This window comes from Campylobacterota bacterium (assembly GCA_040752835.1).
Taxonomy (GTDB): domain Bacteria; phylum Campylobacterota; class Campylobacteria; order Campylobacterales; family Sulfurimonadaceae; genus Sulfuricurvum.
Genome location: JBFMGG010000007.1, coordinates 173,200 through 197,989, shown reverse-complemented (window position 1 = coordinate 197,989; position 24,790 = coordinate 173,200). Strand labels below are relative to the sequence as shown.

Annotated in this window: 29 protein-coding genes; 8 read left to right on the top strand and 21 right to left on the bottom strand. The window is 54.3% G+C overall.

Annotated elements, in window-relative coordinates; genetic code table 11:
* Positions 1-200: 200 nt before the first annotated feature.
* On the bottom strand, positions 201-1,085 hold the full coding sequence (locus AB1763_07050; protein ID MEW5832573.1) for a rhodanese-like domain-containing protein: 885 nt from the start codon (positions 1,083-1,085) through the stop codon (positions 201-203).
* A 127-nt stretch (positions 1,086-1,212) separates the two neighbouring features.
* Between AB1763_07050 and AB1763_07045 the strand changes: the two genes are divergently transcribed.
* The 5 genes from AB1763_07045 to AB1763_07025 are packed head-to-tail and all read left to right on the top strand — an operon-like array spanning position 1,213 to position 6,138.
* Positions 1,213-2,421, top strand: coding sequence for a TolC family protein (locus tag AB1763_07045; protein ID MEW5832572.1), 1,209 nt, complete (start codon positions 1,213-1,215; stop codon positions 2,419-2,421).
* Positions 2,418-3,629, top strand: coding sequence for an efflux RND transporter periplasmic adaptor subunit (locus tag AB1763_07040; protein ID MEW5832571.1), 1,212 nt, complete (start codon positions 2,418-2,420; stop codon positions 3,627-3,629). The genes AB1763_07045 and AB1763_07040 overlap by 4 nt, the downstream gene beginning before the upstream one ends.
* Entirely contained in the window at positions 3,629-4,324 is a 696-nt protein-coding gene (locus tag AB1763_07035; GenBank protein ID MEW5832570.1) for an ABC transporter ATP-binding protein, read from the top strand. The genes AB1763_07040 and AB1763_07035 overlap by 1 nt, the downstream gene beginning before the upstream one ends.
* Positions 4,321-5,532: an ABC transporter permease gene (locus AB1763_07030; protein ID MEW5832569.1), complete on the top strand. Its 1,212-nt coding sequence runs from the start codon at positions 4,321-4,323 to the stop codon at positions 5,530-5,532. Before AB1763_07035 ends, AB1763_07030 begins: the two co-directional genes overlap by 4 nt.
* Before the next feature lie 39 nt (positions 5,533-5,571).
* Positions 5,572-6,138: a hydrogenase-4 component G gene (locus tag AB1763_07025; GenBank protein ID MEW5832568.1), complete on the top strand. Its 567-nt coding sequence runs from the start codon at positions 5,572-5,574 to the stop codon at positions 6,136-6,138.
* A 6-nt stretch (positions 6,139-6,144) separates the two neighbouring features.
* Here the strand turns inward: AB1763_07025 and mscL are convergent, their stop codons facing one another.
* Genes mscL through AB1763_07000 form a run of 5 tightly spaced genes read right to left on the bottom strand, consistent with a single transcriptional unit; the run spans position 6,145 to position 9,899 of the window.
* Positions 6,145-6,582: a large conductance mechanosensitive channel protein MscL gene (mscL, locus tag AB1763_07020; GenBank protein MEW5832567.1), complete on the bottom strand. Its 438-nt coding sequence runs from the start codon at positions 6,580-6,582 to the stop codon at positions 6,145-6,147.
* Between the two features lie 23 nt (positions 6,583-6,605).
* Entirely contained in the window at positions 6,606-8,120 is a 1,515-nt protein-coding gene (locus AB1763_07015) for an HD domain-containing phosphohydrolase (protein ID MEW5832566.1), read from the bottom strand.
* Positions 8,110-8,511, bottom strand: a complete 402-nt coding sequence (locus tag AB1763_07010; GenBank protein MEW5832565.1) for a hypothetical protein — start codon at positions 8,509-8,511, stop codon at positions 8,110-8,112. The genes AB1763_07015 and AB1763_07010 overlap by 11 nt, the downstream gene beginning before the upstream one ends.
* Complete coding sequence (locus AB1763_07005) at positions 8,511-9,506, bottom strand: hypothetical protein (protein ID MEW5832564.1); 996 nt, start codon at positions 9,504-9,506, stop codon at positions 8,511-8,513. The genes AB1763_07010 and AB1763_07005 overlap by 1 nt, the downstream gene beginning before the upstream one ends.
* Before the next feature lie 48 nt (positions 9,507-9,554).
* Positions 9,555-9,899 (bottom strand): glycine zipper domain-containing protein, encoded by a 345-nt coding sequence (locus AB1763_07000; protein MEW5832563.1) that lies wholly within the window; start codon positions 9,897-9,899, stop codon positions 9,555-9,557.
* Between the two features lie 176 nt (positions 9,900-10,075).
* On the opposite strand from AB1763_07000, the gene AB1763_06995 reads away from it, so the two are divergent.
* Positions 10,076-11,779, top strand: a complete 1,704-nt coding sequence (locus AB1763_06995) for an EAL domain-containing protein (GenBank protein ID MEW5832562.1) — start codon at positions 10,076-10,078, stop codon at positions 11,777-11,779.
* On the opposite strand, the gene AB1763_06990 is transcribed toward AB1763_06995, so the two are convergent.
* A complete protein-coding gene (locus AB1763_06990) occupies positions 11,776-12,081 on the bottom strand; it encodes a monooxygenase (protein MEW5832561.1) in 306 nt (101 codons plus the stop codon). The genes AB1763_06995 and AB1763_06990 overlap by 4 nt on opposite strands.
* Positions 12,082-12,098: 17 nt before the next feature.
* A complete protein-coding gene (locus AB1763_06985) occupies positions 12,099-12,530 on the bottom strand; it encodes a DsrE family protein (protein MEW5832560.1) in 432 nt (143 codons plus the stop codon).
* 87 nt (positions 12,531-12,617) lie between these two features.
* On the opposite strand from AB1763_06985, the gene AB1763_06980 reads away from it, so the two are divergent.
* A complete protein-coding gene (locus AB1763_06980; GenBank protein MEW5832559.1) occupies positions 12,618-12,935 on the top strand; it encodes a hypothetical protein in 318 nt (105 codons plus the stop codon).
* 5 nt (positions 12,936-12,940) lie between these two features.
* Positions 12,941-14,899 carry a ribosomal protection-like ABC-F family protein gene (gene abc-f, locus AB1763_06975; protein MEW5832558.1) on the top strand — a complete coding sequence of 653 codons (1,959 nt, stop codon included), beginning with the start codon at positions 12,941-12,943 and terminating at the stop codon, positions 14,897-14,899.
* Between the two features lie 23 nt (positions 14,900-14,922).
* On the opposite strand, the gene AB1763_06970 is transcribed toward abc-f, so the two are convergent.
* The 13 genes from AB1763_06970 to AB1763_06910 all read right to left on the bottom strand — a co-directional run bounded on the left by AB1763_06970 (position 14,923) and on the right by AB1763_06910 (position 24,745).
* On the bottom strand, positions 14,923-15,348 hold the full coding sequence (locus AB1763_06970; protein MEW5832557.1) for a hypothetical protein: 426 nt from the start codon (positions 15,346-15,348) through the stop codon (positions 14,923-14,925).
* Positions 15,349-15,413: 65 nt separating this feature from the next.
* Positions 15,414-16,505, bottom strand: a complete 1,092-nt coding sequence (locus AB1763_06965) for a hypothetical protein (GenBank protein MEW5832556.1) — start codon at positions 16,503-16,505, stop codon at positions 15,414-15,416.
* Positions 16,506-16,530: 25 nt separating this feature from the next.
* Complete coding sequence (locus AB1763_06960; GenBank protein MEW5832555.1) at positions 16,531-16,728, bottom strand: hypothetical protein; 198 nt, start codon at positions 16,726-16,728, stop codon at positions 16,531-16,533.
* A 12-nt stretch (positions 16,729-16,740) separates the two neighbouring features.
* Positions 16,741-17,031, bottom strand: a complete 291-nt coding sequence (locus tag AB1763_06955) for a Dabb family protein (protein MEW5832554.1) — start codon at positions 17,029-17,031, stop codon at positions 16,741-16,743.
* 6 nt (positions 17,032-17,037) lie between these two features.
* On the bottom strand, positions 17,038-17,928 hold the full coding sequence (locus tag AB1763_06950) for an NAD(P)H-dependent glycerol-3-phosphate dehydrogenase (GenBank protein ID MEW5832553.1): 891 nt from the start codon (positions 17,926-17,928) through the stop codon (positions 17,038-17,040).
* Positions 17,925-18,626 (bottom strand): NAD-binding protein, encoded by a 702-nt coding sequence (locus AB1763_06945; protein ID MEW5832552.1) that lies wholly within the window; start codon positions 18,624-18,626, stop codon positions 17,925-17,927. Before AB1763_06945 ends, AB1763_06950 begins: the two co-directional genes overlap by 4 nt.
* Positions 18,623-20,182: an ion transporter gene (locus AB1763_06940; protein ID MEW5832551.1), complete on the bottom strand. Its 1,560-nt coding sequence runs from the start codon at positions 20,180-20,182 to the stop codon at positions 18,623-18,625. The genes AB1763_06945 and AB1763_06940 overlap by 4 nt, the downstream gene beginning before the upstream one ends.
* A gap of 13 nt (positions 20,183-20,195) precedes the next feature.
* A complete protein-coding gene (gatB, locus tag AB1763_06935) occupies positions 20,196-21,626 on the bottom strand; it encodes an Asp-tRNA(Asn)/Glu-tRNA(Gln) amidotransferase subunit GatB (GenBank protein MEW5832550.1) in 1,431 nt (476 codons plus the stop codon).
* Positions 21,627-21,637: 11 nt separating this feature from the next.
* A complete protein-coding gene (locus tag AB1763_06930; protein MEW5832549.1) occupies positions 21,638-22,192 on the bottom strand; it encodes a thiamine phosphate synthase in 555 nt (184 codons plus the stop codon).
* Complete coding sequence (locus AB1763_06925; GenBank protein MEW5832548.1) at positions 22,189-22,479, bottom strand: hypothetical protein; 291 nt, start codon at positions 22,477-22,479, stop codon at positions 22,189-22,191. The genes AB1763_06930 and AB1763_06925 overlap by 4 nt, the downstream gene beginning before the upstream one ends.
* 9 nt (positions 22,480-22,488) lie before the next feature.
* The gene (locus AB1763_06920; protein ID MEW5832547.1) at positions 22,489-23,166 is read right to left on the bottom strand and encodes a F0F1 ATP synthase subunit A; all 678 of its coding nucleotides are present in this window, start codon (positions 23,164-23,166) and stop codon (positions 22,489-22,491) included.
* Positions 23,167-23,226: 60 nt separating this feature from the next.
* On the bottom strand, positions 23,227-24,054 hold the full coding sequence (locus AB1763_06915; protein MEW5832546.1) for a bifunctional riboflavin kinase/FAD synthetase: 828 nt from the start codon (positions 24,052-24,054) through the stop codon (positions 23,227-23,229).
* A complete protein-coding gene (locus AB1763_06910) occupies positions 24,035-24,745 on the bottom strand; it encodes a TlyA family RNA methyltransferase (GenBank protein ID MEW5832545.1) in 711 nt (236 codons plus the stop codon). Before AB1763_06910 ends, AB1763_06915 begins: the two co-directional genes overlap by 20 nt.
* Positions 24,746-24,790: the final 45 nt, after the last annotated feature.

Below are 24,790 nucleotides of genomic sequence, written 5' to 3'. Positions count from 1 at the left end.
CCGAAATATATCTGTACTAAATGCGCGCGTGCGGCAAAAGAGAAAAAATATCTGTGTGAACCGGAGAAAATGGAAACGTAGGAATCGAGGATGCGCCCACACGGACTTTAGAGTGTGAAAAAAAAGAAAGAGTGGGCACGAGCGGAATTATACAGGATAAAACTTATCAATCGGATAAGTTTTATCGCTAATCGTTACGATTATTCGGAAAACCTTTCGTAACCGAACCGGGTCATCGGGGTATCCTCGCGGTTCCCCCACTCTTTCATCGACGCGTCATAAAGACGGATGTTTTTGTATCCCAATACTCCACTGAGAATAAAATAGTTAAACGACGTTTCAAGCCCTCCGGTACAATACACCAGCACCTCTTTGTTCTTGTCGAGTCCGTATCCCTCTTTGAAGACGCTGTCGAGCATGCTCTTCGATTTGAGGACGTACTCTTTGTCCACCGAATAGTTCCACGGATAGCTCATTGCTCCTTTGATGTGGCCGTCACGTTTGACCGTCGGGGTCGGGGTAACCCCCAGGTACATGTCGCCGGGTCGGGCATCGATCATGGGAATCTTTCCGAGATGGCTTTTGACATACCCTACATCGGCGATTTTGGCCGGATCGAGCTTGGCCTTGTACGCGGTAGGCTTGATAAGCGGTTCATCTTGAGCAAGGGGAAAAGAGGCGTTTGTCCAAGCTTTGAGTCCGCCGTCGAGCAATGCGACGTTTTTCACCCCGTGATAATTGAGAGCCCAGTAGATATAGCTCGTTTTCAGCAAGTCTTTGGGATCGTTGATGGGGGCATAGAGGACAACGTCGCTTCGGGCGTCAATCCCCAGACGGGAGATTTCCGCTTCGATCTGGGCCACCGGGCGTACCGAGAGGAAAGTGCCGTTGTCAAACCGCCATTTGGCGATTGTCGTATGCATCGCACCCGGTATGTGCCCGAACGCATACGCATCTCCTTCCGATACTTCGACGATCCGAAGATTGGCGTCCTTTTGGTGTTCATGGAGCCATTGCGGGGTGACGACGGGTTCGATCGCCATCAACGAGACGACTGCCGCCGCTAGAGCCGTGAGGATTTTCATGCGTTTCCTTTAAATTATTTCGTCAATCTTAGGGCGTTTTGACTTAAAGGATAATTTTTTTCCATTGTTAATTTTCCGTTTACGGCGTTTACTTCTTTGTTAGCGAAAAACGGTGTATGATGGCAATATGAAATACCCGGTATTGCTGAACCTTCTTCTGTTGTCGCAGATCGGCCACGCCGATGAGCCCTACGCGTTGCTGTCCCAAGAAAAACAGGAAATGCTGCGTTTAGAGCGCGAAGCGTACGAAGCCGAACACGAAAAACTGCGGACCGACTGGATCGCGCCGCTCAACCTGAACGGTGCGTACGATTACGACCGCAGCGCGCAGGGGGGATTTTTCAGTACGACCGAAAACGTCTCGGGATCGATCGCACAGGATATCTTCCGTTCGGGGGGAATTACCTACCGGATCGCTTACGCCGACGCCAAAAAAGAGCGCGAATCGCTCTCGCGCCAAAAAGAGATCGCAGAGCTCAACCGGCAGCTTTTTGTTTCCCTGCTCGAATACCGCAAAGCCCTTTTTCAGAAAGAGCAAACCCTTCTTAAACTCAGGAACAAAGAGATCGAAGTAATCATCAAACGCCATCTCTTCGATGCGGGAAAAGCCGATATCACCGAACTGAACAACGCGTTGATGGCGCAAAGTGCCGAACTCAAATCGCTCGCCGGTTTGGAATATTCGATCGCCGAACAGCGTTACGAAATCGCCAAGATCAGCAATCTCTCCCCCGATTCCTTTGAACTTCCGCGATTCGAACGGATCGACAAACAAGCTTACGTCGAAGAGCAGCTGGACCTGCGCTACGCCCGTGCCAACACCCAGACACAACGCTATGCGTACGAAGTGACCGCTTCTGATTACCTCCCCTCGATCGCACTCAACGCCGCGTTGGGATACCGCCGTTACGATCCCCGGGATCGGGCGGGCGAGTATGACGGGCACTACTACAATACGGGTGTATCGGTTACGCTGCCGCTGGCCTACAACGCTTCCTCGACCGTCCAGGAAGCCAGAGCCCTCTATCTCAAGGAAGCGGCTTCGGTCGCCGACAAACGGCGGGCCCTGGACGGAACCTACGCCCAGGCGGTCGAAAAAATCAGAAGTTTTGAAGAGACGATCGCCCTCATCCGGCGCAATTTATCGCTCTACGACGATCTCATCGGCGCGATACGCTCGGGGGTCGAAGCCGGAACCAAAACCGGCTACGATCTTCAGACGCTCCAAAATTCCCGATCGATCGAGGAATACGATATCCGCGTCTACGAAATCAACATCCAAATCGAATTGGCCAAACTCCATTTCGCACTCAATCCCGCCAAGGAACTGCCATGACTTCCGATCCGATCCGACAGACTCTGGGGCTCGATACGCCCCCGGAGCGAAAACACAAAAAACGGATTGCCTGGATTGCCGCTGCGGCGGTATTGGCCGTCGGATCGGGGATATGGTACCAAAGCGCCAAAGAGACACCCGCCGAGTACCTTACCGCACCCGTCGAGACCAAAACGCTCACCACGAGCGTTTCGGCGACGGGGAACCTCGAACCCACCAATACCGTCGAAGTGGGCATCGAAGTCTCCGGGACGATCGAAGCGGTGAACGTCGACTATAACGACCGTGTCGAAAAGGGGGAAGTGATGGCACGGCTCGATACGACGAAGCTCCTCGCTCAGGCCGTCGGTTCCAAAGCTTCTCTCGAACGATTCCGTGCCAACATTGCCGAAGCCGAAGCCGCATACCAAAATGCCCGCAGCGAATTGGAGCGGGTAATGAAAATGGCGGCGGCAACCCGGGGAAACTACCCTTCCGCCCAGGAAATCGACGATGCCCGCACCGCGGTCGAAAAAGCCCGCGCGCAGGTGGCCGCGGCAAAGGCCCAGGCCGATCAGGCCCGTGCGCAGCTTCAAACCGACGAAGAGAACATCCGAAAAGCGACCGTCGTCTCTCCGGTCAGGGGTATCGTCCTCGAACGCAAAGTCGAACCGGGCCAAACGGTCGTCGCGTCGATGCAGACTCCCGTTCTCTTTACGATGGCCGAAGACCTCAGCGTGATGAAAGCGATCGTCAGCGTTGACGAAGCCGATATCGGGGAGGTCAAAGAGAATCAAAAAGTCGAATTCACCGTCGATGCGTATCCCAACCGTCTTTTTGCGGGAGTCATCACGCAGCTGCGGCTGAACTCCCAGATCGTCAACGGCGTCGTCACCTACGACGCCGTCGTCACCATCGACAACAAAGAGCTGCTGTTGCGCCCGGGAATGACCGTCTCGGCCCGGATCGTGACGGGAACCTATCCAGCGCAGCTTACCATCCCCAACGCCGCGTTGCGCTTTACCCCCGATTCGGAAAAGGGCGACGGAACCAAAAAAGCCAAAACCCTCTCTTCGGATAACGTACGATACGTCTGGACGCTTCATGAGGGGACACCCCGGAAAACCGCCGTACGGATCGTCCGGACGGACGGTTCGTCGACCGCAATCACTTCAACATCGCTTAAAAAAGGGGATGCCGTCATCGTCGGCACCCGGGAAAAACACTGATGGCACCCTCCTCCCAATCGGTCATCGAGTTGCGGCGCGCGGTGAAATCCTATGGCGAGGGGGAAGCTGCGGCCTACGCCCTACGAGGAGTTGACCTCCGGATCGATCGGGGAGAATTCGTCGCCATTATGGGGCCCAGCGGTTCGGGCAAATCAACCGCCATGAACATCATCGGATGTCTCGACACCCCTACCGAGGGACAATACCTTTTCGAAGGGGTCGACGTGGGGGCACTGACGCGTGATCAGAGGGCGTTGCTGCGGCGCAACTACATCGGATTCATTTTTCAGGGGTTCAACCTGCTGGGAAAAACCTCTGCGGTCGAAAACGTCGAGCTCCCCCTCCTCTATCGCGGATTTGCCGCGGAAACGCGCCGTGAAAAAGCCCTCGAAGCGCTCCGGAGCGTCGGCCTTGAACACGTCGCCCACCATACCCCCGCCGAACTCTCCGGAGGTCAACAGCAGCGTGTCGCCATCGCCAGGGCCATCGTCACCGATCCGCACATCCTGCTGGCCGACGAACCCACCGGAAACCTCGATTCGGCCAAAAGCATCGAAGTGATGGAACTCCTCGCCTCGTTCAACCGCGAACGGGGAATCACGATCATCATGGTAACCCACGAAAGCGACATGGCCGCATACGCCTCGCGCACCGTACGCTTCCGCGACGGGCTTATCGACGGAGCGACCGCATGATCTGGAACGCTTTTTTACTCGCTCTACGTGAAATCCGCCGCAGCGCCATGCGCTCGATCCTCACCACCCTGGGGATCGTCATCGGGGTGGCATCCGTCATCGCGATGGTGATGCTGGGCGACGCTACGACCGCCTACGTCACGAACAGCATTTCCAAACTGGGAACGAACATGCTCGTCGTCATCCCGGGGCAGGAACGCCGCGGGCCTCCCAGCAGCGATCTGACGGCCAAGCGTTTCACCCACAACGACGTCGAAGCCCTCAAACACGAAATCGACCGTATCCGCGGCGCCGCCCCGGTGGGATCGATTTCGATGCATGCGGTGTACGGCAACCAGAATTACTCCACGACGGTCGAGGGGAGCGACAACGACTATTTCACGATCAAAGACTGGGTTTTCGCCTCGGGACGCCCCTTTTCGGACGCGGAACTCCAGGGGGGTAAAGCGGTCTGCGTCATCGGCGAGACGGTTCGGCGGGAGCTCTTCGGCAACCAGCCCCCTCTGGGCGAATCGATCCGGCTGGAAAGTTTTTCGTGCGAAGTGATCGGCGTTCTCGACCCCAAAGGGGCCGCAATGTTCGGGATGGACCAAGACGACATCGTCGTCGTGCCGATCCGGATGTTTCAGCGCCGCATCAGCGGCAACCAGGACATTTCACGCATCATGATCTCCGCCGAATCGGCATCGGCCATCGAAGCGGTCAAAAGCTCGGTTACCCTTCTGCTGCAGGAGCGGCGCCGTATCCAACGGGGGGAAGAGGACGACTTCAACGTGCGCGACATGCGCGAAATGGTCCAGACCCTCTCTTCGACGACGCAGATGCTGACAATCCTTCTGGGAGCGGTAGCGGCAATCAGCCTCCTCGTGGGAGGGATCGGGATTATGAACATCATGCTCGTCTCCGTCACCGAGAGGACCCGCGAAATCGGGATACGCCTCGCCATCGGGGCATTGGAGCGCGAAGTACTGCTGCAGTTTCTCGTCGAAGCGATCGTCCTCTCTTCACTGGGCGGTATCATCGGGGTCGTGCTCGGCGTCGGCGCGGGGGTTGCAATCAGCCTCTTTTTCGACCTGCCGCTGATTTTCAACACCTTCATCATCCTCGTCGCTTTTTTGTTTTCGGCGCTTGTGGGGATTTTGTTCGGATATTTCCCCGCGCGCAAAGCGGCGCGCCTCAATCCGATCGACGCTTTACGTCACGAATGAATCGGACGATATTATATTATCCATACAAAGGAGCGTATTATGAAAATCGGTTCCGAACACCCCTCGGCGAACCCCTACGTCCAAAAAGGGATTTCGTCGGATGAAACCAAGCGCGAAGAGTTTAAAGAAAAGGTCAAAAGCGGTGAGATCAGCGGTAAAAAACTGACCGAGGCGTATTTGGTCGAATACACCCAAAAAGCGCAAAAAAACAGTGCAGACAACTTCAGCGCGCAAAGCGGCGTGTTCGATTTGAACAAAGTGCGCGATCTGCTGGAAACGATCGATTTCGAAACGATCGGGTATGATGGCAAGCCGATTGCCGACATGACACCCGAAGAAGCGGCCGCACTGGTCTCCGAAGACGGATTTTTCGGCATCAAGCAAACCTCTGAACGGGTAGCCGATTTCGTTATATCGGGAGCGGGAGAGGACCTTGAACGGCTAAAAGCCGGACGCGAAGGAGTGATCCGCGGTTTCGAGGAAGCCGAGGCGATGTGGGGAGGGAAACTGCCCGATATCTCCTACCAAACGCAGGAGCGAACCCTCGCCCTCATCGACGAGAGAATCGCCGCACTGGGCGGCAATCTTCTCGACACGAGTATCTGACCCCCGTTACTGGGGAGTCCGGCAATACGGACAGCTTTTTGCGGCGGCAGGGATTTCCATGCCGCATTCTCGGCACGTTTTGCTGGTCGGTGCAGCCTGTTCCGCAGCGGGTTCGGCCGCTTTGAGCCGGTTGTACGCTTTGACCATCATAAACATCACAAATCCCAGAATCGTGAACGAAATCACGTCGTTGAGAAACACCCCCACTTTGATCGCCGGAGCTCCCGCCGCATCGAGCGCGGCGAGCGAAGCGTATTCCTTCCCGTCAAGCGCGATGAAAAGGGACGAAAAATCGACCCCGCCCATCAGTAGCCCGACGGGCGGCATGATGACGTTGGCGACCAGCGATTTGACGACGGTTGCAAACGCAGCTCCGAAGATGAATCCGACCGCCATATCGACAACATTCCCCGTAATGAGAAACTTTTTGAATTCTTCTAGCATTTACGTCTCCTTGAAAAATGGGATCAATCCGCGCAAACGTCCCTCAGGCGTTCGCGGATCGACAGGAACTCATCCAGATGGGCAAAAAAGATATCGATCAGCCGGGGATCGAAATGTCTCCCTCTTTCTTCGTTGAAAAGGGCGAAAATCTTTTCGTCCGTCCACGCTTTTTTGTAAACGCGGTCGCTTCCAAGGGCATCAAAGACATCCGCCAGGGCGGTGATGCGACCGTAAATATGGATCTGCTCTCCTTTTAAACCTCTGGGATAGCCGGTGCCGTCCCATTTTTCGTGATGCTCGTAAGCGACGATCGCGGCGGTCTGCAAAAGGGGACGCTGCGAGTGCTTGAGCATATCATATCCCAATTCCGCATGCGTATCCATGATACGGCGTTCTTCTTCGTCGAATCGTCCGGGTTTGTTCAAGATCGCGTCGGGAATGGCCACTTTTCCGATATCGTGCATCGGGGATGCCTGCTTGAGCATTTCGGCTTCTTCTTCATCCAGTCCGTAATAGAGAGCCAGCAGCTTCGAATATTCCGCAACGCGGCGGACATGGTTTCCCGTCTCCTTGGAGCGGCTTTCCCCGATCGAGCCCATCGTAAAGACGACTTCGCGCTGGGTATCTTCGATCTCTTTGTTCAGCGCGGTGATCTCGCCAAGCGCACTGTCCATCCCCCGGATCATCGTATTGAAAGCATCGGAGAGCTGTCCGATCTCATCGTCGCGGTCAACGCTGACTTGTTGCGTGTAATCGCGGGTGCGGGTGATCTGCTTTGCGGTTGCGGAGAGGGCGATGACGGGACGGATAAGCCCCTTGGCGATAAAGTACGCCGCGATCGCGATAAAGACGGCCCCCAGAACCAACAGCAACAAAAACCACCGTTCGTACTTGTACAGCAGCCGATAGGCAAACGCTTTTTCCTCTTCAAGCACGACCGTGAGTTCAGGGTTGCTACTCAGTTTACGGGCCACCTGAAGCGACTCGCCGAACACGGAGGGGCGTAGGTCGACTTTTCCGTTTTGATGGCGGAGATAGTAATGACGCTGCGGAGTATTCGAAAAAAAGCGGCTGAAATTTTCCATCCGGTAATCCACCCTCAGCCACCCGATTTGTTCTCCCGTAAACGCCGACGTGATGGGTACGGAATAAAAGAGAGGCGCTCCGGCGCTTTTTCCGATCATCGCGAAATCGCTCGATGCGATCACGCGGTTCTTCAGATCGACGGCGTAAAAATCCCCTTGGAGCTTCATATCGTTCTTTTTCGCCAGAAGGGTGTTGCCGATACGGCGGTCGAGGTCAAGCGTGTACATGTCGTTCATCAAATCGGATTTGGCGATAAAGGCCATATCTTTTTGCAAAGTTGCAAGATGCTGATCGATCCGTTCAACCGTCAAACGCAGCTGGGTATTCATTTCCGCCGTCACCGCGTTGTACTGTTCCTCCCGAAAAGAGTTCCCGAGCAAAAACATCGTAGCGATGTAGGGGACAAGGCTGACGCCGAGAAAAAAGAGGATCGTTTTGATTTTAAAACTCATACACGGCCTTTACTTTGGCATCCACCATCGATCCGGGCAGATAACCGATCGCGCCTTCGACATTCTCGACAAACGCTTTGACCGATTCGAAAGAAGGCTGCGTCAGGGGAGGAGTGACCCCCTGGAAATGCTGCTTGACCCAATAGGCGTTCAGACGGTTGCGATCCATCCCGAGCACTCTCGACTCGAAAGCGCCGCGCACCTCGTCGTGCCCCAGTACGTTGACGGGGATCGTTTTTTGTTCGCCGAGACTTCGGCGCTTCTGCAAGAATACGTCGCGGATCTGCGAAACGCTCAGCGTACCGATAGAGGATTTTTTCGAAACGACCACCACGTATTCCGCCCCGTTCAACATGCAAACCAGGCAAGCCGCGACCACGATCCCTTTCATCAGAACAACACCGCAAACGAAAATAAAAACCGGTTTTCATCGTTTTGGGAGTGCCACTGGTACTCCCCTTTGAGCGAAACCGGATAGATCGGACGATAGCTGTATCCGACAATCCCGATATGGTCACGGTAATCGTCGTGGCGCCGGTCGTAATACTCGTATCGGGCGACTGCGGCGTGTTGCGGCGTGAACCGGTAAAGCCCCTGAAAATACCCCGCATAGGTGTCATCGTCTCCGCCGATACGGTATGCGGTGCGTGCCGCGATCGCTTCGACGGTAACGACGCACTCTTCGTTTTCGTATTTCAGATTCCCCTGGAGGAATCGGGTCCGCTCGCCGCTCGCCGCTGCAATGTATTCCCCGACGCTTCCGCCCCCGTTCCATTCCCAGGAAAACTCTTTTTCCAAGGCCAGACCGTAAAAATGGGTATTGGGGATATTGATGTATTCTTCGTCCATGTCATGGGTGCTCTGACCGAAGAGATGGTAATTGAGGTTTTCAACCCCCGGAACGTATCCGTTAATATCCATCCCCGTCAAAAATTTCGGAAACAGCAGTTTGCTGTAGAGGGGGTTGGACGTCGTGTCGCGCAAAACGTTGATCGGTTCGCGGTTCCAGTATCCGATGGGGGTGATCTGTTTTCCGAAACGGACGTTAAAAGCGTCGTTTACCCATACGTCACCGTAGAGGCGTTCGATGTGAAACTTGCGATCACCGCTCTCGCTGCCGTCGGTAAAATCTTTTTGGTAAAAGCCTACTGCTTCGAGTTCCGCAAGATATGAAAACGCGGGGGTAAGATCCCCGTACGCCATCACCGCGACATCATCCAGCGTAAAGCGGTCGCGGCTCGCGCTCGATTCGAATTCGGTGGAAAAATAGCCGCCGACATTGAGCGAATCGCTGAGACTGACACCCCGTCCGGGTTCATAAGACTCCCCGTACAGCGACACCGCAACCATCGGAATGCACCATAACCACCAAGGATATCTACGCACTTGCCTACCTGCTTTCACCGTTTTTTTCCTGTTTGCAAGCCCCGGGGATCAATGCTTGTGTTTATGTTTGTGTTTGTAATGTCCCTTGTGCAGGCCGTGATCGCGATGTCCGCGATCGTCGTCCGCCGCAATCGCCGACGATCCTACCCGCACCTGGGCGGAGGGTTGTACCGACGATTTGCCGCTTCCCGCCGCCGCACCGACCGCACCGCCGATCCCGCCGCCGATGACCGCACCGTCTTTACCGCCGACCGCAGAGCCTACGGCCGATCCCGCAGCGGCTCCGATCGCGCTCCCGAGTACGGCCGAACCGTCGATCTGGGCAGCATTGGCCTGAATGCCCAGCAGCAGGGCCGTGATCCCGAAAATGGCGGTTATACGGTTTTTTTTCATACTGTAATCCTTATATTGCGTAATTTTACGAAAATTTTACACTAAAAAGAGACAATATCCCTACGATGCGAAAAGTTATTTTTTATTATTAAAACAACATTCAAACCGTTTGCTTAATGAAACTTTCAAGCAACACTGAATTATAATGACCGCTTAGCAATCCATAAGGATAATTAATGCAAAACCCTTTTCCTGCCGATCGGGTTCACGTTCACGACATACTCAAGCACATGCCCGATGGGATGTTTACGCTCGATACCAACCTCATCATCCGGTATGCCAATCCCGCATTTTGCAAACTGCTCGGATTCGAGGCCGAAGAACTGGTCGGTTCATCCGTCACGGAACATCTGGAAAATCTCGACATCCTCAGCAGCTGCATTGACAGTATCAACGCACACGGGCATTGCAGCGATCAGGAAACGATCTTTAAACGCAAAGACGGCTCTACCGTCCATATTTCGAAAAACGTCCAGGCTTTGTACGACGATCACGGAACAATCCGCACCATCGTGGTCAGCATCCGGGACCTGACGCATCTGCATGAACTCAACAAAGAACTTTCCGATTCAAAAGCCGAATTGCAGCGGTACACCGAAGATTTGAAAGGGATCGTGGAAAATCGGACCCGCGAACTCACCTACCGTCTTTTTTACGACTCCCTCACCCGTCTCCCCAATCGAACCAAACTGATACACGACACCGAAAATCTCGAACAACCCTACGCGATCGTCGTTTTGAACATCGACCGTTTCGGTGAAATCAACAGTTTCTACGGCCACGAGATCGGTGACGAACTCCTCGAAAGCGTAGCCGAACTGCTCGGCGAGCTCTCCAAGCAGATGAACGGCAGCGTCCTTTACAAACTCCCCGTGGACGAATACGCGCTCCTTATCACGGCCCCTCCCTCACGCGAAGAGATCGAAGCGTTCGCCGGTTATGTGGTCGAGCAGATTGCCCAAAGCAACTTTCACATCCAAGATCACGGCATGAATCTCAACGCAACGGTGGGGATAGCGTGTTCGAACGATTTGACCGACACGCGCCAAAGCGTACTGCTGCGTGCGGGGATGGCGCTCAAGCTGGCCAAAAAAAGACGACGCAATTACATCGTCTACGACCCGTCCTTGCACATCAAAAAAGATTACGAAAAAAATATCCGCTGGATCAAACGGCTGCGCGAAGCGATCGAAGAAGACCGTATCGTCCCCTACTATCAACCCATCGTCAACGCCCGAACGCTCGAAATCGAAAAATACGAAGCACTGGTACGGATCGTGGAGGAAGACGGCTCGGTCGTCACGCCGTATCATTTTCTGGACATTTCGAAAAAAGTCAAACTTTATTACCACGTCACACGGATCATGATCGACAAGGTATTCGAAGCGCTCCGGCAAAATCCGGGAAAAATCTGTTCGATCAACCTCTCCATCGAAGACATCCACAACCCGTCAATGTATTCCTACATCATCGACAAAGTGCGTAACTGTACCAATGCTCCGCAGCTGATTTTCGAAATTCTCGAATCCGAGGGGATCGAAAACTACGACGTTGTGAACGCCTTTATCACCGAAGTCAAAAAATACGGGGTCAAAATCGCCCTTGACGATTTCGGAGCGGGGTATTCGAATTTTGCCTACATCAGCCGGCTCGACATCGACTACGTCAAAATCGACGGTTCGATCATCCGCGACGTGGATACAAACCGTACCTCGAAGATCATCCTCGATACCATCCTCGATTTCGCGTCCAAACTCGGCGTCGAAACCGTGGCCGAATTCGTCAGTTCCGAACCGATCTGCCGCTACCTTCAGACGCTGCCCATCGATGCGATGCAGGGGTATTATTTCGCAGAGCCCGCCCCATCCATGGAGGGTTAGCTCAAAGGGGCTTTGGTAATGCGGGAGAGCGGGACGTTCACGTTGAACAGCTTCGAGCGGATCCCCTGAACCCCGAAGCTTTCCAGACGCGCGGTGTGCATCGCAAGATACGCCGTCGCGGAAGAGGCATCTTCAAACAGGTAAATTCCCCCCGCTTCGCCGGTCTCGCGGTTTTCGGTCCACATCTTCCAGATCAGCCCTTTTTCCTGAGCAATCGATTCGGCCAGCCCCGCAAATGCCTGAGCCATCTCTTCGCCGTATGGCCCCGAATAGGGAAAATCGATCTGCAATAATACGTTCATGGTTTCATCCTTTTTTTTTAATGGTAGGGAATAAATGCGTATCCATTGTTTTGAAGTTGGATAACACGGGTTATGGAGTTGCGCACGGTGCCGATATGTTCAGGCAAATCACTTTTTTCGATGCCAAACCGCTCCATTGCGATTTCACAAGCTTCGATTTTGACATTATACTGCCGACTGAGTTTTTTGAGACGTTCGGAAATCCCTTTTTTTACCTCGTCATCCCCCACATCCTCGGTAATAACGGGTGTACATCCCGAATGGACGGTCAGGACGAACTCATAAGGACGGTGTGCCGCCCGGAGTTCTTTTGCACTCTCTTCAATCAAAAACATTCGTGAGGCAATGTATTTCATATCTTTGTTGGCGCAGTCAAACACCGCTTTCGTCGTTTGATCCGCCTCAAGGGAAAGCGTAAAGAGCACCAAGGCCGAAACCATACGTTTCATTATCCATCCTTATCACGATAATTTCCGGACAGTATATATGGTTCTCCCTTAAACCCCTACAAGAGAGGTTAAGCTATAATTCGCCCCATGAACAGCGAGCACCCCCTTTTCACGATCGATCCCACCCCCACCCTTCCGACCCGTCGGTGCCGCCTTCTGGCCCGTGTGATGGGATACGCGCTCAGTTACGGCAACTATCTTGTCGCCGCGGCGGTCTGGGTGCAAAGCGACGCTTTCATCGCCGCGGGATCGCTTCTGCTGGGGTTCATCGTTTTCGGGATCGTCCGGAGCAAGCTGCGCGCCGATTCGATCCCCCCGGCACAGCGGGAGATGTCGTACAGCGACTACGCGATCGCGTCGTGGTATCTCTCGCGCCGTACCTGTTTTAGTCTTCCGAAGGAATAGTCTCCATGGCATTAGTCGATCTACTCGGTGTCTCGAAACACTATGAGGCCCAGAAAATCTTAGAGAACGTCCACTTCCACATCGACGAAGGGGAGCGCATCGTCATCGTCGGCAAAAACGGCAGCGGGAAATCAACCCTGATGAAAATCGTCGCGGGCGTCCTCGATGCCGATGAGGGAGAGCGGATCACGCGTCAGGGGATCGATATCAAGATGCTCTCGCAGATCCCGGTTTTCGATCCGGACCATACGGTACGCGAAGCGATCGAAGCGGGGCTGGGAGAGCTCAGAACGGCCAAAATCCGTTTCGACGAAATCTCCGTCGTGCTGGCCGAACGCTTCGACGATGCCGGATTGCTCGAAGAGCAGTCGCGCCTGACCAATTTCCTCGACCACCACAATGCATGGAATCTCGACGACAAGATCGAGAGGGTAATGCAGCACTTCATGCTCAAAGAGTACGAAACCAAAAGAGTCAACCTCCTCAGCGGGGGGGAACAGCGGCGTGTCGCGCTGGCTTCGCTACTGCTCCAAAAACCCGACATCCTCCTCCTCGACGAACCCACCAACCACCTCGACGTCTATATGGTCGAGTTTCTCGAAGAGCTGATCCTCAAAGAGCGTTTTACCCTCCTCTTCATCTCCCACGACCGTTATTTCATCGATCAGGTCGCGACCAAAACGATCGAAGTCGAAGAGTGTGTCCTGCGGGAATTCAACGGCGGCTACAGCAACTACCTGGAGCAGAAACAAGAACTGCTGCGCACCATGGCACAGCAGCACGAAAACCTCCTCAAACTCCTCAAAGCCGAAAATGAATGGCTCCGCCGCGGGGTCAAGGCGCGCCTCAAACGAAACGAAGGGCGTAAACAACGGGTACTGGAGCTGCGCGAGCAGGCCAAGCATAATCCTTCCAAAATCCGCAAAATGAAACTCGAACTCGAGCGTGAAGCCAAACACTTCAACCGCGATGAGGGGATCAACCGGCAAAAAATGCTCTTCGAGATCGAACATCTGGGATTGAAACTGGGCGAAAAAACGCTGATCCGCGATTTCTCGGCCCGGATTCTGCGGCAAGACGTCATTGCCGTCGTCGGTCCGAACGGCAGCGGCAAATCGACGCTGCTCAAAGCGTTGCTAGGAAGACTTAAACCCACCTCCGGAGTCATCAAGCAAGGGGAGTTTTCGATCGGCTATTTCGACCAGCACCGCGAGATGCTCGACGACTCCAAAAACCTGATCGAAACATTTTGCCCCAACGGGGGAGACCGGGTACAGGCGCAGGGACAGGATTTTCACGTTTACGGCTACCTGAAAAACTTCCTCTTCCCCCGCGAATTTCTCGACAAAAAAATCGGGGTTCTCAGCGGCGGAGAGAAAAACCGCGTCGCGCTCGCTCTGCTCTTTACGAAAAAAGTGGACTGCCTCATCCTTGATGAACCGACCAACGATCTTGATATCCCGACGATCAACATCCTCGAGGAGAAGCTCCAAAACTTCCCCGGAGCGGTCATCCTCGTCAGCCACGACCGCTATTTTGTCGACAAAATCGCCAAGAAACTCTTTATCTTCAAAGGAGACGGCACCGTCGAGGAGAGTTACAAGCCCTACAGCGAATACCTCGAAGACGAAAAAGAACTTCGGGAAATCGACGCGATGGAGGCGGAATTTTCCAAGCCCGAGACGACACCGGCCAAAGCCGCCGCCGAAAAGCCCAAAGTTCTCAAACTCAGCTACAACGAACAAAAAGCGCTCGAACGGCTCCCCGCCCTGATCGAGGCGCTGGAGGCGAAAATTGACGAGCTGGGTGCCGCACTGGCCGATCCGAAACAGTACGAAAAAATCGGGATCACGGTACTGGCCGCGGAGCTTGAAAAAGTCAAAGCCGAATACGAAACGAAAGTGGATGAGCTGCTGAGTATCGAAGAAAAAATCGAGGAGATCGAAGCGCTCAAAAGCCTCTAGCGCTTCGACGGTTCAAAAAGGGGTCAACGCCCCCCTTTTCCTTTCATCATGCCGCCTCCCATGCCTCCGCCGGAGCCTTGCATCATCCCTTTGCCTTTTTGCATTCCCTGAGCCCCCTGGCCTTGCCCCTGCATCATTCCCTGCCCCTGGCCGTATCCCATTCCTTTGCCCTGGCTACCCATCTGCTGGGAGGTTTTCCCCGGAGCGTTTCCGAATTTTTCTTTCTGTTCGGCGGTCATGCTCTGCTGACGGTTCATAAGTTCGTTATGGAGCTGTTCGCGTTCTTGCTGGTTATGCAGGTGCCCACGTTGTCCGAGCAGTTCGTCGGTACTCATGTTTTTGAAACGGCTCTGGTTTTCATTCTGAACCTGTGCCTGCACGGGCGTTTCGGCCCATCCTGTGCTGCACAACAAAAGAGACGCCGTGACGATCGATGCCAATGTTTTCATGGAAAACTCCTTTTGGGTATATCGTCCCATTGTAATAGAGTTTTGTTAAATTATTGTTAAGAAAATTAATCTGCTTCGACGTCGATGACGAATTTGTCCTCCATGAACGCTTTGGCCTCTTTTTCGCCCATCGTCGCCGACTGCAGCAGAAAATTTTGAACCTGTCCCATGGTATGGCCGTTTTTGTTTTCACCCCGCAGAACGATCTCGTCGGCTTCGCCCCGGAGCATCGCGACCATCGCCCGGATCAGCTCTTTTTCGACCATTCCCGAAGCAACGGCCAGATCGGCTTCGAACCGTTTGGCGATGGTACGGTTGATCGCTTCGGAGGCTTTGGCTTTGTCCCCCATATCGGACGCTTTGAGACCGAACTCTTTGAGAAACGCCGCCTGTTCGGCAGGGCTGAGAAGAGTCATGAAACTTTTGACCGATTCGTAGGTGACGTCCGATACCGCACGGTTTTCGACGCTCAGTGAAAAATTTTCCAGGATCATCGAGTCGGGTTTACCCGAGACGACGTCGCGTGCTTCCATCGAAAATTCGATCGGCATGATCGCGTTGTCGATCGCGAAACGTTCGATTTCGATCTCTTTGATCAGTGCGGAATTCCCTTCGATTTCCCCTTCGATGGAGATGTTCATCGTGCTGAGTTTCTCAAGGGTGCTTTGCTGAAAAGCGTTGCTGACGTTTTCGGCCACCATCTGCGCCAGTATCGGTTTGGGCAGAGCGATCTCTTCGATTTCAATATCGACCGAGGCATCGACGTTTCCTCCCTCGGAAAACGATTTCAGCGCTTCGAACTCTTCAACGTCCCCGATACGGAGTTTCTTGATCGAGAGCTGTTCCTGCCCCAACATCGAGAGACGGATCTCTTCGATTTCGCAATCGGTCCAGATCACCCCGCTGCATTCGAGCGAGCCGTACCGCATCTCGCCGCCGACGAGCAAAAGGTTCTGCTGGTATTCGCCGATCGCTTTTTCGAGTTCGGCTTTGACCCGTTCGTTTTTGTAATGGGACAATACCCCGACTGCGGCGACGAGGATCGCGGCGGCTACCGAAAGATGGATTTTGTATTTTTTGTAAAACGGCTCTTCCGCGGTTGACGCGGAGGGTTCGTTCGCAACTTGGGTTTCTTCGGCCGGCAATGGTTCGTTCACAAATATCCTTGACTATAAATTACGCTTAATGGCGTCGCGCGAGTTCGGAAAAATCGATCTCTTCCGGGCGTTTTTCGGCTTTTTGCCGGTCCTGCTCGTAACTGCCGGTCGTAAAGACGACTTCGGCACCCTTGTTGAGCGTGCACCCTTTGATACCGGGTTCGCAGGGGACGTTCAGCAGTTTGCAAAACCCTTTGGCGTCATGCTGGCATGTCCATCCCATCCCCTCATCCCCCTATTTTTCGTAATCGACCACTTTGGAGAGAAGGGTCACTTCTTTGATTACCCCGACTACTTCCTGATGGGCCGGATGGGGAGCGTACGCGTCCAATCCCGCCTGATCCTCAAACGTCGACACCAGTACCATGTCAAACGAACGCTCGCTGCGACTGATGTCGATCCCCACCTCCATGCTTTTAAGGGTTGCGATTTTCGCGGGGAGTGCTTCGAGCATCGTTTTGACCCGGGCCATATTGGCCTCTTTGTTCTCTTCTTTAAACTGAAACATTACGATGTGTACCAACATATTCTACTACCTCTCTATCAAATCTTTCAAACTCTGGCGGGGCGATTTTCCTTCCAATATCGCGTATACTTCACCCGCAATGGGGAGGTAAATACCCCGTGCGCGGGCGATTTCGTGCAATGCGTAGGCCGTACCGATCCCTTCGCTGACCTCTCCGATCGCGGCGCAGACCGCCTCCTTGCTTTTCCCCTCGGCCAATCCCAGACCGACTCGGTAATTACGCGACATCGATGAACTGGCGGTGAGAAACAGATCTCCCGCCCCGCTAAGTCCGAGGAAACTCTCTTCCCGGGCGCCGTAGGCACGCCCGAACCGTTCCATCTCGACCAGTCCGCGCGCGATCAGGCTCGCCGCGGCATTGTGTCCCAGCCCGAGCCCTTCGCAGATTCCCGCCGCTATCGCGATCACGTTTTTGTACGCACCGGCGACTTCGGCGCCGATCACGTCATCGCTGGTGTAGGTGCGGATAAACCCCGGAAAAAGGGAGGCGAATTCGTCCGCCGTCTGCGACGAGCTCGAATTGACCACCAGTGCGGTGGGCAGCTTACGCAACACTTCCGAGGCAAACGAGGGGCCTGAGAGAAACGCCAGATTCTCCTGGGGGACGTATTCGGCATAAATTTCGTTGAGAAAACGTCCGCTGGAGGCTTCGATCCCTTTGGCCGCAACGAGGACTTTTTGTCCCGAATAAACAAAATGTTCCCGCAACCACTGCGCCACCTGCTGCGCCGGGACGGTAATGATCAGGTAGGGGCATTCGAGTACTTCGGATAGAGGACGGAAATTACTCATTTCGCGGGGAGTGCGCGACGTGATGATCACGTCGTTTTTTTCGCTCATCGCAAAACTGAGGGCTTCCCCCCATTTCCCTGCTCCGATCACCCCCACGTTCGTCATCTCTTCTCTCCCATCGCGTCGCTCAATGCCGCAATTTTATCTTCATATCCGGCGACAATCAAGAGGTCGTGCGGATCGATGTGATGATTGTGCCCTTTGGAGGTGAAACTGAACGTCGCGGAAAGCTCCCGATCGACAATCGCCAGCACCAGCACGTCGTATTCTCCCGCCCAGTCGATGTCGTAAAGATGCTTCCCGACCAGGAACGATCCTTCGGGCACCGCCAGCTGAACGATCTTGAGCGCGCTGTTTTCGTAAAGGATGTCGTGCAGCACTTCGCGCACCGTCGGTTTTTCCAGCATTTCGTCAATGATCCCGGCGGTTATCTGCTGGGTAGCGAGGACTTTGTTCGCTCCCGCACTTTTGAGTTTGGCGGCGCTTTCGTTGTCCTGCGCCAGCGCGATGATGGTCAATTCTTCGAAAACGGACCGGAGCGAAATGGTCAGAAAGACGTTTTCGGCATCGTTGTCCAGTGCGCAGAACACGATCAGGCTTCCGGGAGCAAAACGCTCTTCGATGCTCCGCCAATCCTCGCTTAAATCGAAGATTTCGGTTTCAAACCCCCTGGCTTCGGCAGAGGCTTTTTCGGTTTCGTTCATGACATAGACGGCGAACGAAGGGTAATCGGGAGCGATCTGCATCGCGATCTCTTTGGCGTATTCGTTGAATCCGAAAACGATCGCACCTTGTTTTCTCATCGGTTCCCCTTCTGGTAGAGTGCCGTTTTGAATTCGTCGATCAGCATCCGGCTTCCGATGACGATTGCAACGTCCCCGCGACGGATCGGAGTATCGATCGACGGGTTGAAAACGAAGTGTTTTTCCGCCGCCGCATAAACGCCCAGCACGATCAGGCGCGTATGGAACAGTTTCTGCCGCGACGTTTCGAAAAAACGCTCTGCGCCGACCCAATCCAGGGCGATCTCTTCGATCACGACCCCGTTGTTTTCGGTCCGCAGCGCATGAATCACTTCGAACGCGACGGGGCTTCCGCTCATCTCCTTGCTCACCAGACCGATCAGCTCTTGCGTATAGACGATCTCGTTGATCCCGGCAAGGGCGAGCTTCCGGCGGTTTTCGCGCTGTACGAGGATCGACAGAAGCGCTACGCTGAGCGAAAGCTCTCGTATCGTCAGTGCCGTGTAGACGTTGAGGACGTCGCTGGGATGCAATAAAATGGCCGCGATCACCTGGCGGTCGAAATCGACTCGCAGCATTCGGTAGGAGTGCAGACTTGCGGGGTCGTAGGCCAGGGCGAGAAATCCCTCTTTCAGCGCGGTGGCGATTTTATCCGGATCGCTGTCGAGGATGAGAACCTTTGAGCCTTTTTTCATAAAATTGCGCGCAATCTGAACGGCCAGGGGTGTATAGCCGCAGATCAGATAGAAACGGCCGATTTTCGAGACGTCCTCGATCAGTTTTTCCTCTTTGATTACATCGAGTTTTTCGGTAAACGCCGAAACGACGATCGATGTCGCAAACGAGATCACCGCGATACCCGCGACGATGATCGCCATCGCGACCGTACGCCCCTCGTCGGTTACGGGAACCATATCGCCGTAACCGACGGTGAAAATGGTAACGACCGACCAGTAGATGGCATCAAAAAGGGTATTGATCGGCGAATCGGGATTGTTCGCTTCCATCACGTAAATCAGGACGGACGATACGACGATGATGACCGTTGCGAACAGACTCAGGGTGAAAATTTCAAATTTTTTGGAGGAGAGGATCGATACGAACTGGGTCAGGCTCTTCGTATAGCGGAACAGTTTGAACACCCGAAACAGGATAAAAATCCGCAACATCCGCAACTCGTGGAAAAACGGCATGATCGCAAGCAGATCGATCAGCGCGGAGGGGGAAACGACGTATTCGGCTTTTTTCGCCGCGATTGCCCGGACCGCCTCGACCCAGCGAAACGGGCGCTGCAAAAAAAGATCGTGCTCGTAACGTTCCATGATCACTTTCGAACCGTCGCTGTAGACCCACATCCGAAGAAGGTATTCGCACAGAAAAATGATCGAAATGACGTAATTGTTGAAAAAAAGCATCTGCGGGCTGACGTCGTGTTTGACATGGCGGATGAGGATATAGACGCTGATCCCGATCAGCCCGATCATCAGGTAATCGAAAAACTTTTTGTAGGGGTAGGCGGGGTTTTCGAGAAGGTTGTAAAAAAACTTTTTGGCGCGGCGGTAACGGATCGAGCCGTGAAGATAAAACGCGATCCCGACCAGCGCCCGGCCTATCATCGGCTGAAGCCCGCTACTGTGCCAGTTTGGCTTGGAGGATTTCGTTGAGAGTCTGCGGGTTGGCCGAACCTTTGGAAGCTTTCATCGCCTGCCCGACGAAAAATCCGAACAGTTTGTCTTTCCCCGACTTATACTCGGCGACCTTGTCGGCGTTGGCACTGAGGATCTCGTCGATGAGGGCTTCGAGGGCGCCCGTGTCGCTGACCTGCTTGAGCCCCAGTTTTTCGATCGCCGCGTCGACGTCGCCGCCCTTGTTTTCAAACAAATAGTCAAGAATCTCTTTGGCCGCCTTGCCGCTGATGACGCTCTCCTCGATCCGTTTGACGAGGGTTCCCAGCGTCACGGCGCTGATCGGTGAAGTCGACGGGGTCATACCGCCGCTCAAGCGCCCCGGAAGTTCTACGGTAAGCCACGTGACGGCATTTTTTGCCGTGATCCCCTGCTCCAGCATCGCTTCGAAATAATGGGCGGTTTCAAGATCCGCCGTGATGACCGCGGCATCGTATTCGCGAAGACCGAATGCGCTCACGAAACGCTCTTTTTTCGCATCCGGCAGTTCGGGAATGTCGCGAATCTGCGCGTACATCGTATCGTCAACAACGACCTTGAGAAGGTCGGGTTCGGGGAAATAGCGGTAATCGGCCGCTTCTTCCTTGCCGCGCATTGATCGCGTCTCCTGCTTCACCTGATCGAAAAGGCGCGTCTCCTGGACGATCTCCTCTTCGTAGGTGCCGTCTTCCCACGCCTCGATCTGGCGGGCCACCTCGATCTCGATCGCGCGCTGGATGAAGCGGAAGCTGTTGATGTTCTTGATCTCGACGCGGGTGTAAAGTTTTTCGTCCCCTTTGGGGCGGATCGAGACGTTGACGTCGACGCGGAACGACCCTTCCTGCATGTTCGCATCACTGATATCGATGTAGCGGACAATGGAGTGGAGCTTTTTGAGGTACAAAATCGCCTCTTCGGCCGAGCGCATGTCAGGCTCCGAGACGATCTCGAGCAACGGGGTCCCCGCGCGGTTCAGATCGACCTTGGAGATGGAACCCTCATGGATGTTTTTCCCCGCATCGGCTTCGATGTGGGCGCGGTTGATCCGGATCGTTTTGGAACTGCCGTCTTCGAAATCGATCACGAGACGGCCGTGTTCGACGATCGGTGTGTAAAGCTGCGTGATCTGGTACGCGCTGGGGCTGTCGGGATAGAAATAGCTCTTGCGGTCGAAGAAGCTCGTGCGGTTGATCGTCGCATCGACGGCGGTTCCGAACATCCCCGCTTTTTTCAGCGCCTCTTTGTTCAGCACCGGCAGCGCTCCGGGGAGTGCCAGACAGGTGGGGCAGGTATTGGTGTTTTGTTCGTGGTTGAAGCTGGTGGGGCAGGAGCAGAAGAGTTTGGACTGGGTGTTGAGCTGGACGTGGACTTCCAAACCGATAATGGTTTCAAACATACAAAAAATCCTTATGGAACAAAATATCTAATCGATGCAAATCCGTATGCGCCCGTGGCGGCAACGGCATGTATCTGCTCTTCTGAGGTGATCCCGCCGAGCGCGAAAATAGGTATCTCTATTTTATCCACTATTTCTTTTAAATCCTCTAAACCCTTGGGTTCCCCCTTCCCAGGAGAGGGGAAAATCGGACTGTAAGTGATCGCGTCGGCACCGAGGTTTTGCGCATTAAGCGCTTCGGCGTGGGTGTGGGTGCTGATGATGACGTAGAGCCCCTTTTTTTTGGCCTCGCCGATCGCATCGAACTGCGATGACGTCAGATGCACCCCGTCGGCTTTCAGCTCATACGCCAAAGCGTAATCGCCGTGCAGCAAAACATGTGCGATTCCATAGCTTCGAGATACCGCTACAAAGGTTTGGGCAAGATCGCGGTAATGAGATGTCTGTTTGTCTCGAAAAAGGGCAAAATCGGGGAGTTTCTTGGAAAATGCGGTTTCAAGGGAGCGTCGGAGAGCGTCGGGGAGAGCTCCGTACGCCGAAGGATCGGTGATCAGGTACTGTTTCACTCTTCCTCTGCGGATTCGGATTCCTTCGATCGTAGGCGCTCACGGATCTCTTCGAGCAATGCCGTCTGCTTGAGTACCGCGTCATGGCGGTCACGCTGCATCCCCATCACTTCGAGGATCAGGATCAAGAACAGGGCCAGAAAAAGGAAAATAAAGGAGAACATCAGGGCGGGAACCACCCCGAGGAAAACGAAAGACTGGAACGTCACCCAGACACCCACAATGACGAATGCCCAGGAGACGCCGCCCAGGAAGCTCAACAGTGCGTCAAACGTACTTCGCTTCATGGAGGGTTCTTAGTGTTCGTCGTGAAGAAGAACCGCACCGCCGAGGTAAACGTAGGTGAGCATCATGAAAATGAACGCTTGCAGGAACGCCATGAACGTCAGCAACGCGAACGGGATCATCGGCAGGAGCCACGGAGCCAGCATCAGGATAACCATGAGGAACATGTCGTCCCCTTTGACGTTACCGAACAACCGGAAGCTGAGTGAGATGATGCGGGAGATGTGCGAAACGATCTCGATCGGGAACATCAACCACGCCAGCCACCATACGGGACCCATGAAATGTTTGAAGTAGCTGATCAGCCCGTTGCGGCGGATCCCTTCGAAGTTATAGTAAACGAATACGACCAATGCCAAAGCAAGGGTGAAATCCAAAAACGCACTCGGCGCTTCAAAACCCGGGATTACCCCGATGATGTTCGCGATACCGACAAAAAGACCGATCGTCGCAACAAGAGGGAGGTAACGGCGAGCTTCCGCTTTACCCATAACGTCGGCACCCATGGCCAGAACGCCGCTCAGATAAGCTTCCATAACGTTTTGAGCGCCTGATGGTACCAGACGGAGATTCGATGTCGCCATTTTCGCGATCACGAGGACAATCGCCGCGGTCAGCAGCATGTGCGTGAGGAAAATGAAGCTATGGTCGTGGCTGATAAGGCCGAAGAAGGTAAACAACTCACCCATACGTAGTGTTCCTTTGCTGTAGAAAATTAGCGGGATTTTACCGCTTTTGAAATTAAATTCCTATAAACTGAGGTGGAGCAGTTCGCGCCGCGCGGCCAAAATATCATCATCGATCGCCTTTTTAAGCGCATCGAGGTTCTCGAATTTTCGGTTTTTGCGCAAAAATTTGACAAAACTGACCGACGCGCGAGAGCATTCGGAGATCTTTTCCCCCAGGATGTGGCTCTCTACCGCGTAGCTGCCGTCCGTCGTGACACGGTGCCCGACGAAAACGACGCTGGGATGGAAATGTTCTTCGTCGTCGATCCGCGTCAGCGCGGCGTAGACCCCCTCGTAGGGGAGAAGATACCCGGGACATTCGAGGTTGATCGTGGGGACGAGGTCGGTTTTGCCGATCCCCTGCCCCCGCACGACCGTCCCTTTGATCTGGTAGTTGTGCCCCAAAAAGCGGTTGGCCCCTTCGATATCCCCGATCTGGATCTTGGCGCGGATTTTATGGGAGTGGACCGAATCGCCTTCGATGCAGACCTGCTCGACCACCTTGACTTCGCCGCCGAACAGTTGCCCCAGATCAGCATGGGAATAGCGGCGGTTTTTGCCGAAATGAAAATCGTACCCCACGACGATTTTGCGCAGTCGCGGGAACCGTTCGCGGAGCATGTCGACGAACGCTTGCCCCTCCAGATGACGGATGTCCTCCAGCGAATAATAAACGATGGGATAATGGGTATAGCGTTCCCGCTCGGAGGCGGGGGTGAGGTTGGCGTATCCCGTTTCGATCACGACGATCGCGCCGTTTTCTCCCAGCTCGTTGAAAAGGTGCTGATGCCCGACGTGCATCCCGTCAAACCCGCCGACGGCGATCGCATCAACCTTTGATAAAGCCATAGCATATCTCCTGATTTCCCTCTTTGCCGCTGATGTGGGCGACCTCTTTGGCGATGAGTTTCCATCCTTTGAGGGTACACATGTCCTCGAAACGGATCTGCGCTTTTGCAATCGCCCTGTCGTCTTTGACCACCCCGTTTTTGTCCCGTTTGGCCTCGCGCCCCACCTCGAACTGCGGTTTGAACAAGACGACGATGTAACGCCCCGCCAGCGTGTCGATCGCATCGATGATGTGCTCGATCGCGATAAATGCGACGTCGCAGGTAACGATGTCAAAAGGTGTTTCTGCGGTGAAGTGGCGGATGTCGGTATTCTCATGCACCCGCACCCGGGGATCGCCCCGCAGGGAGGCATGGAGCTGATCGCGTCCCACGTCGACGCACGTCACCCCCTCGACCCCCTCTTCGAGAAGCACCTGTGTAAACCCTCCCGTCGAAGAGCCGATATCCAGCGCCCTCAGCCCCCTGAGATCCCACCCCGTATAGGGGAGGAACCCTTTGAGCTTGATCGCCGCGCGGCTGACGTAGAGATGCGTGTCGCTGATGCTCACATCCATCCCCTCGTCCACTTCGAACGACACTTTGTCGACGATTTTGCCGTCCACGCTCACCGCGTGTTCCTTGATAAGCTGCTGCGCTTTGTTTCGGCTCTCGACGAGGCCCCGTTCTACCAAACAACTGTCTAATCTCATTCGTTCTGTCCTTATCTGTCGGCAAATTATACCGCAACGGTTGAG

What these genes read in the sequence shown, in the direction of transcription:
- mscL (MEW5832567.1), bottom strand. Translation starts at nt 6,582, where the DNA reads ATGCTAGAAGAATTCAAAAAGTTTCTCATTACGGGGAATGTTGTCGAT.
- AB1763_07050 (MEW5832573.1), bottom strand. Translation starts at nt 1,085, where the DNA reads ATGAAAATCCTCACGGCTCTAGCGGCGGCAGTCGTCTCGTTGATGGCG.
- AB1763_06990 (MEW5832561.1), bottom strand. Translation starts at nt 12,081, where the DNA reads ATGAACGTATTATTGCAGATCGATTTTCCCTATTCGGGGCCATACGGC.
- AB1763_06925 (MEW5832548.1), bottom strand. Translation starts at nt 22,479, where the DNA reads ATGAAGCGAAGTACGTTTGACGCACTGTTGAGCTTCCTGGGCGGCGTC.
- AB1763_07030 (MEW5832569.1), top strand. Translation starts at nt 4,321, where the DNA reads ATGATCTGGAACGCTTTTTTACTCGCTCTACGTGAAATCCGCCGCAGC.
- AB1763_06915 (MEW5832546.1), bottom strand. Translation starts at nt 24,054, where the DNA reads ATGGCTTTATCAAAGGTTGATGCGATCGCCGTCGGCGGGTTTGACGGG.
- gatB (MEW5832550.1), bottom strand. Translation starts at nt 21,626, where the DNA reads ATGTTTGAAACCATTATCGGTTTGGAAGTCCACGTCCAGCTCAACACC.
- AB1763_06920 (MEW5832547.1), bottom strand. Translation starts at nt 23,166, where the DNA reads ATGGGTGAGTTGTTTACCTTCTTCGGCCTTATCAGCCACGACCATAGC.
- AB1763_06955 (MEW5832554.1), bottom strand. Translation starts at nt 17,031, where the DNA reads ATGTTGGTACACATCGTAATGTTTCAGTTTAAAGAAGAGAACAAAGAG.
- AB1763_07040 (MEW5832571.1), top strand. Translation starts at nt 2,418, where the DNA reads ATGACTTCCGATCCGATCCGACAGACTCTGGGGCTCGATACGCCCCCG.
- AB1763_06945 (MEW5832552.1), bottom strand. Translation starts at nt 18,626, where the DNA reads ATGAGAAAACAAGGTGCGATCGTTTTCGGATTCAACGAATACGCCAAA.
- AB1763_07035 (MEW5832570.1), top strand. Translation starts at nt 3,629, where the DNA reads ATGGCACCCTCCTCCCAATCGGTCATCGAGTTGCGGCGCGCGGTGAAA.
- AB1763_06910 (MEW5832545.1), bottom strand. Translation starts at nt 24,745, where the DNA reads ATGAGATTAGACAGTTGTTTGGTAGAACGGGGCCTCGTCGAGAGCCGA.
- AB1763_07045 (MEW5832572.1), top strand. Translation starts at nt 1,213, where the DNA reads ATGAAATACCCGGTATTGCTGAACCTTCTTCTGTTGTCGCAGATCGGC.
- AB1763_06950 (MEW5832553.1), bottom strand. Translation starts at nt 17,928, where the DNA reads ATGACGAACGTGGGGGTGATCGGAGCAGGGAAATGGGGGGAAGCCCTC.
- AB1763_07015 (MEW5832566.1), bottom strand. Translation starts at nt 8,120, where the DNA reads ATGAGTTTTAAAATCAAAACGATCCTCTTTTTTCTCGGCGTCAGCCTT.
- abc-f (MEW5832558.1), top strand. Translation starts at nt 12,941, where the DNA reads ATGGCATTAGTCGATCTACTCGGTGTCTCGAAACACTATGAGGCCCAG.
- AB1763_07025 (MEW5832568.1), top strand. Translation starts at nt 5,572, where the DNA reads ATGAAAATCGGTTCCGAACACCCCTCGGCGAACCCCTACGTCCAAAAA.
- AB1763_07000 (MEW5832563.1), bottom strand. Translation starts at nt 9,899, where the DNA reads ATGAAAAAAAACCGTATAACCGCCATTTTCGGGATCACGGCCCTGCTG.
- AB1763_06995 (MEW5832562.1), top strand. Translation starts at nt 10,076, where the DNA reads ATGCAAAACCCTTTTCCTGCCGATCGGGTTCACGTTCACGACATACTC.
- AB1763_06940 (MEW5832551.1), bottom strand. Translation starts at nt 20,182, where the DNA reads ATGATAGGCCGGGCGCTGGTCGGGATCGCGTTTTATCTTCACGGCTCG.
- AB1763_06985 (MEW5832560.1), bottom strand. Translation starts at nt 12,530, where the DNA reads ATGAAACGTATGGTTTCGGCCTTGGTGCTCTTTACGCTTTCCCTTGAG.
- AB1763_07010 (MEW5832565.1), bottom strand. Translation starts at nt 8,511, where the DNA reads ATGAAAGGGATCGTGGTCGCGGCTTGCCTGGTTTGCATGTTGAACGGG.
- AB1763_06980 (MEW5832559.1), top strand. Translation starts at nt 12,618, where the DNA reads ATGAACAGCGAGCACCCCCTTTTCACGATCGATCCCACCCCCACCCTT.
- AB1763_06970 (MEW5832557.1), bottom strand. Translation starts at nt 15,348, where the DNA reads ATGAAAACATTGGCATCGATCGTCACGGCGTCTCTTTTGTTGTGCAGC.
- AB1763_06960 (MEW5832555.1), bottom strand. Translation starts at nt 16,728, where the DNA reads ATGGGATGGACATGCCAGCATGACGCCAAAGGGTTTTGCAAACTGCTG.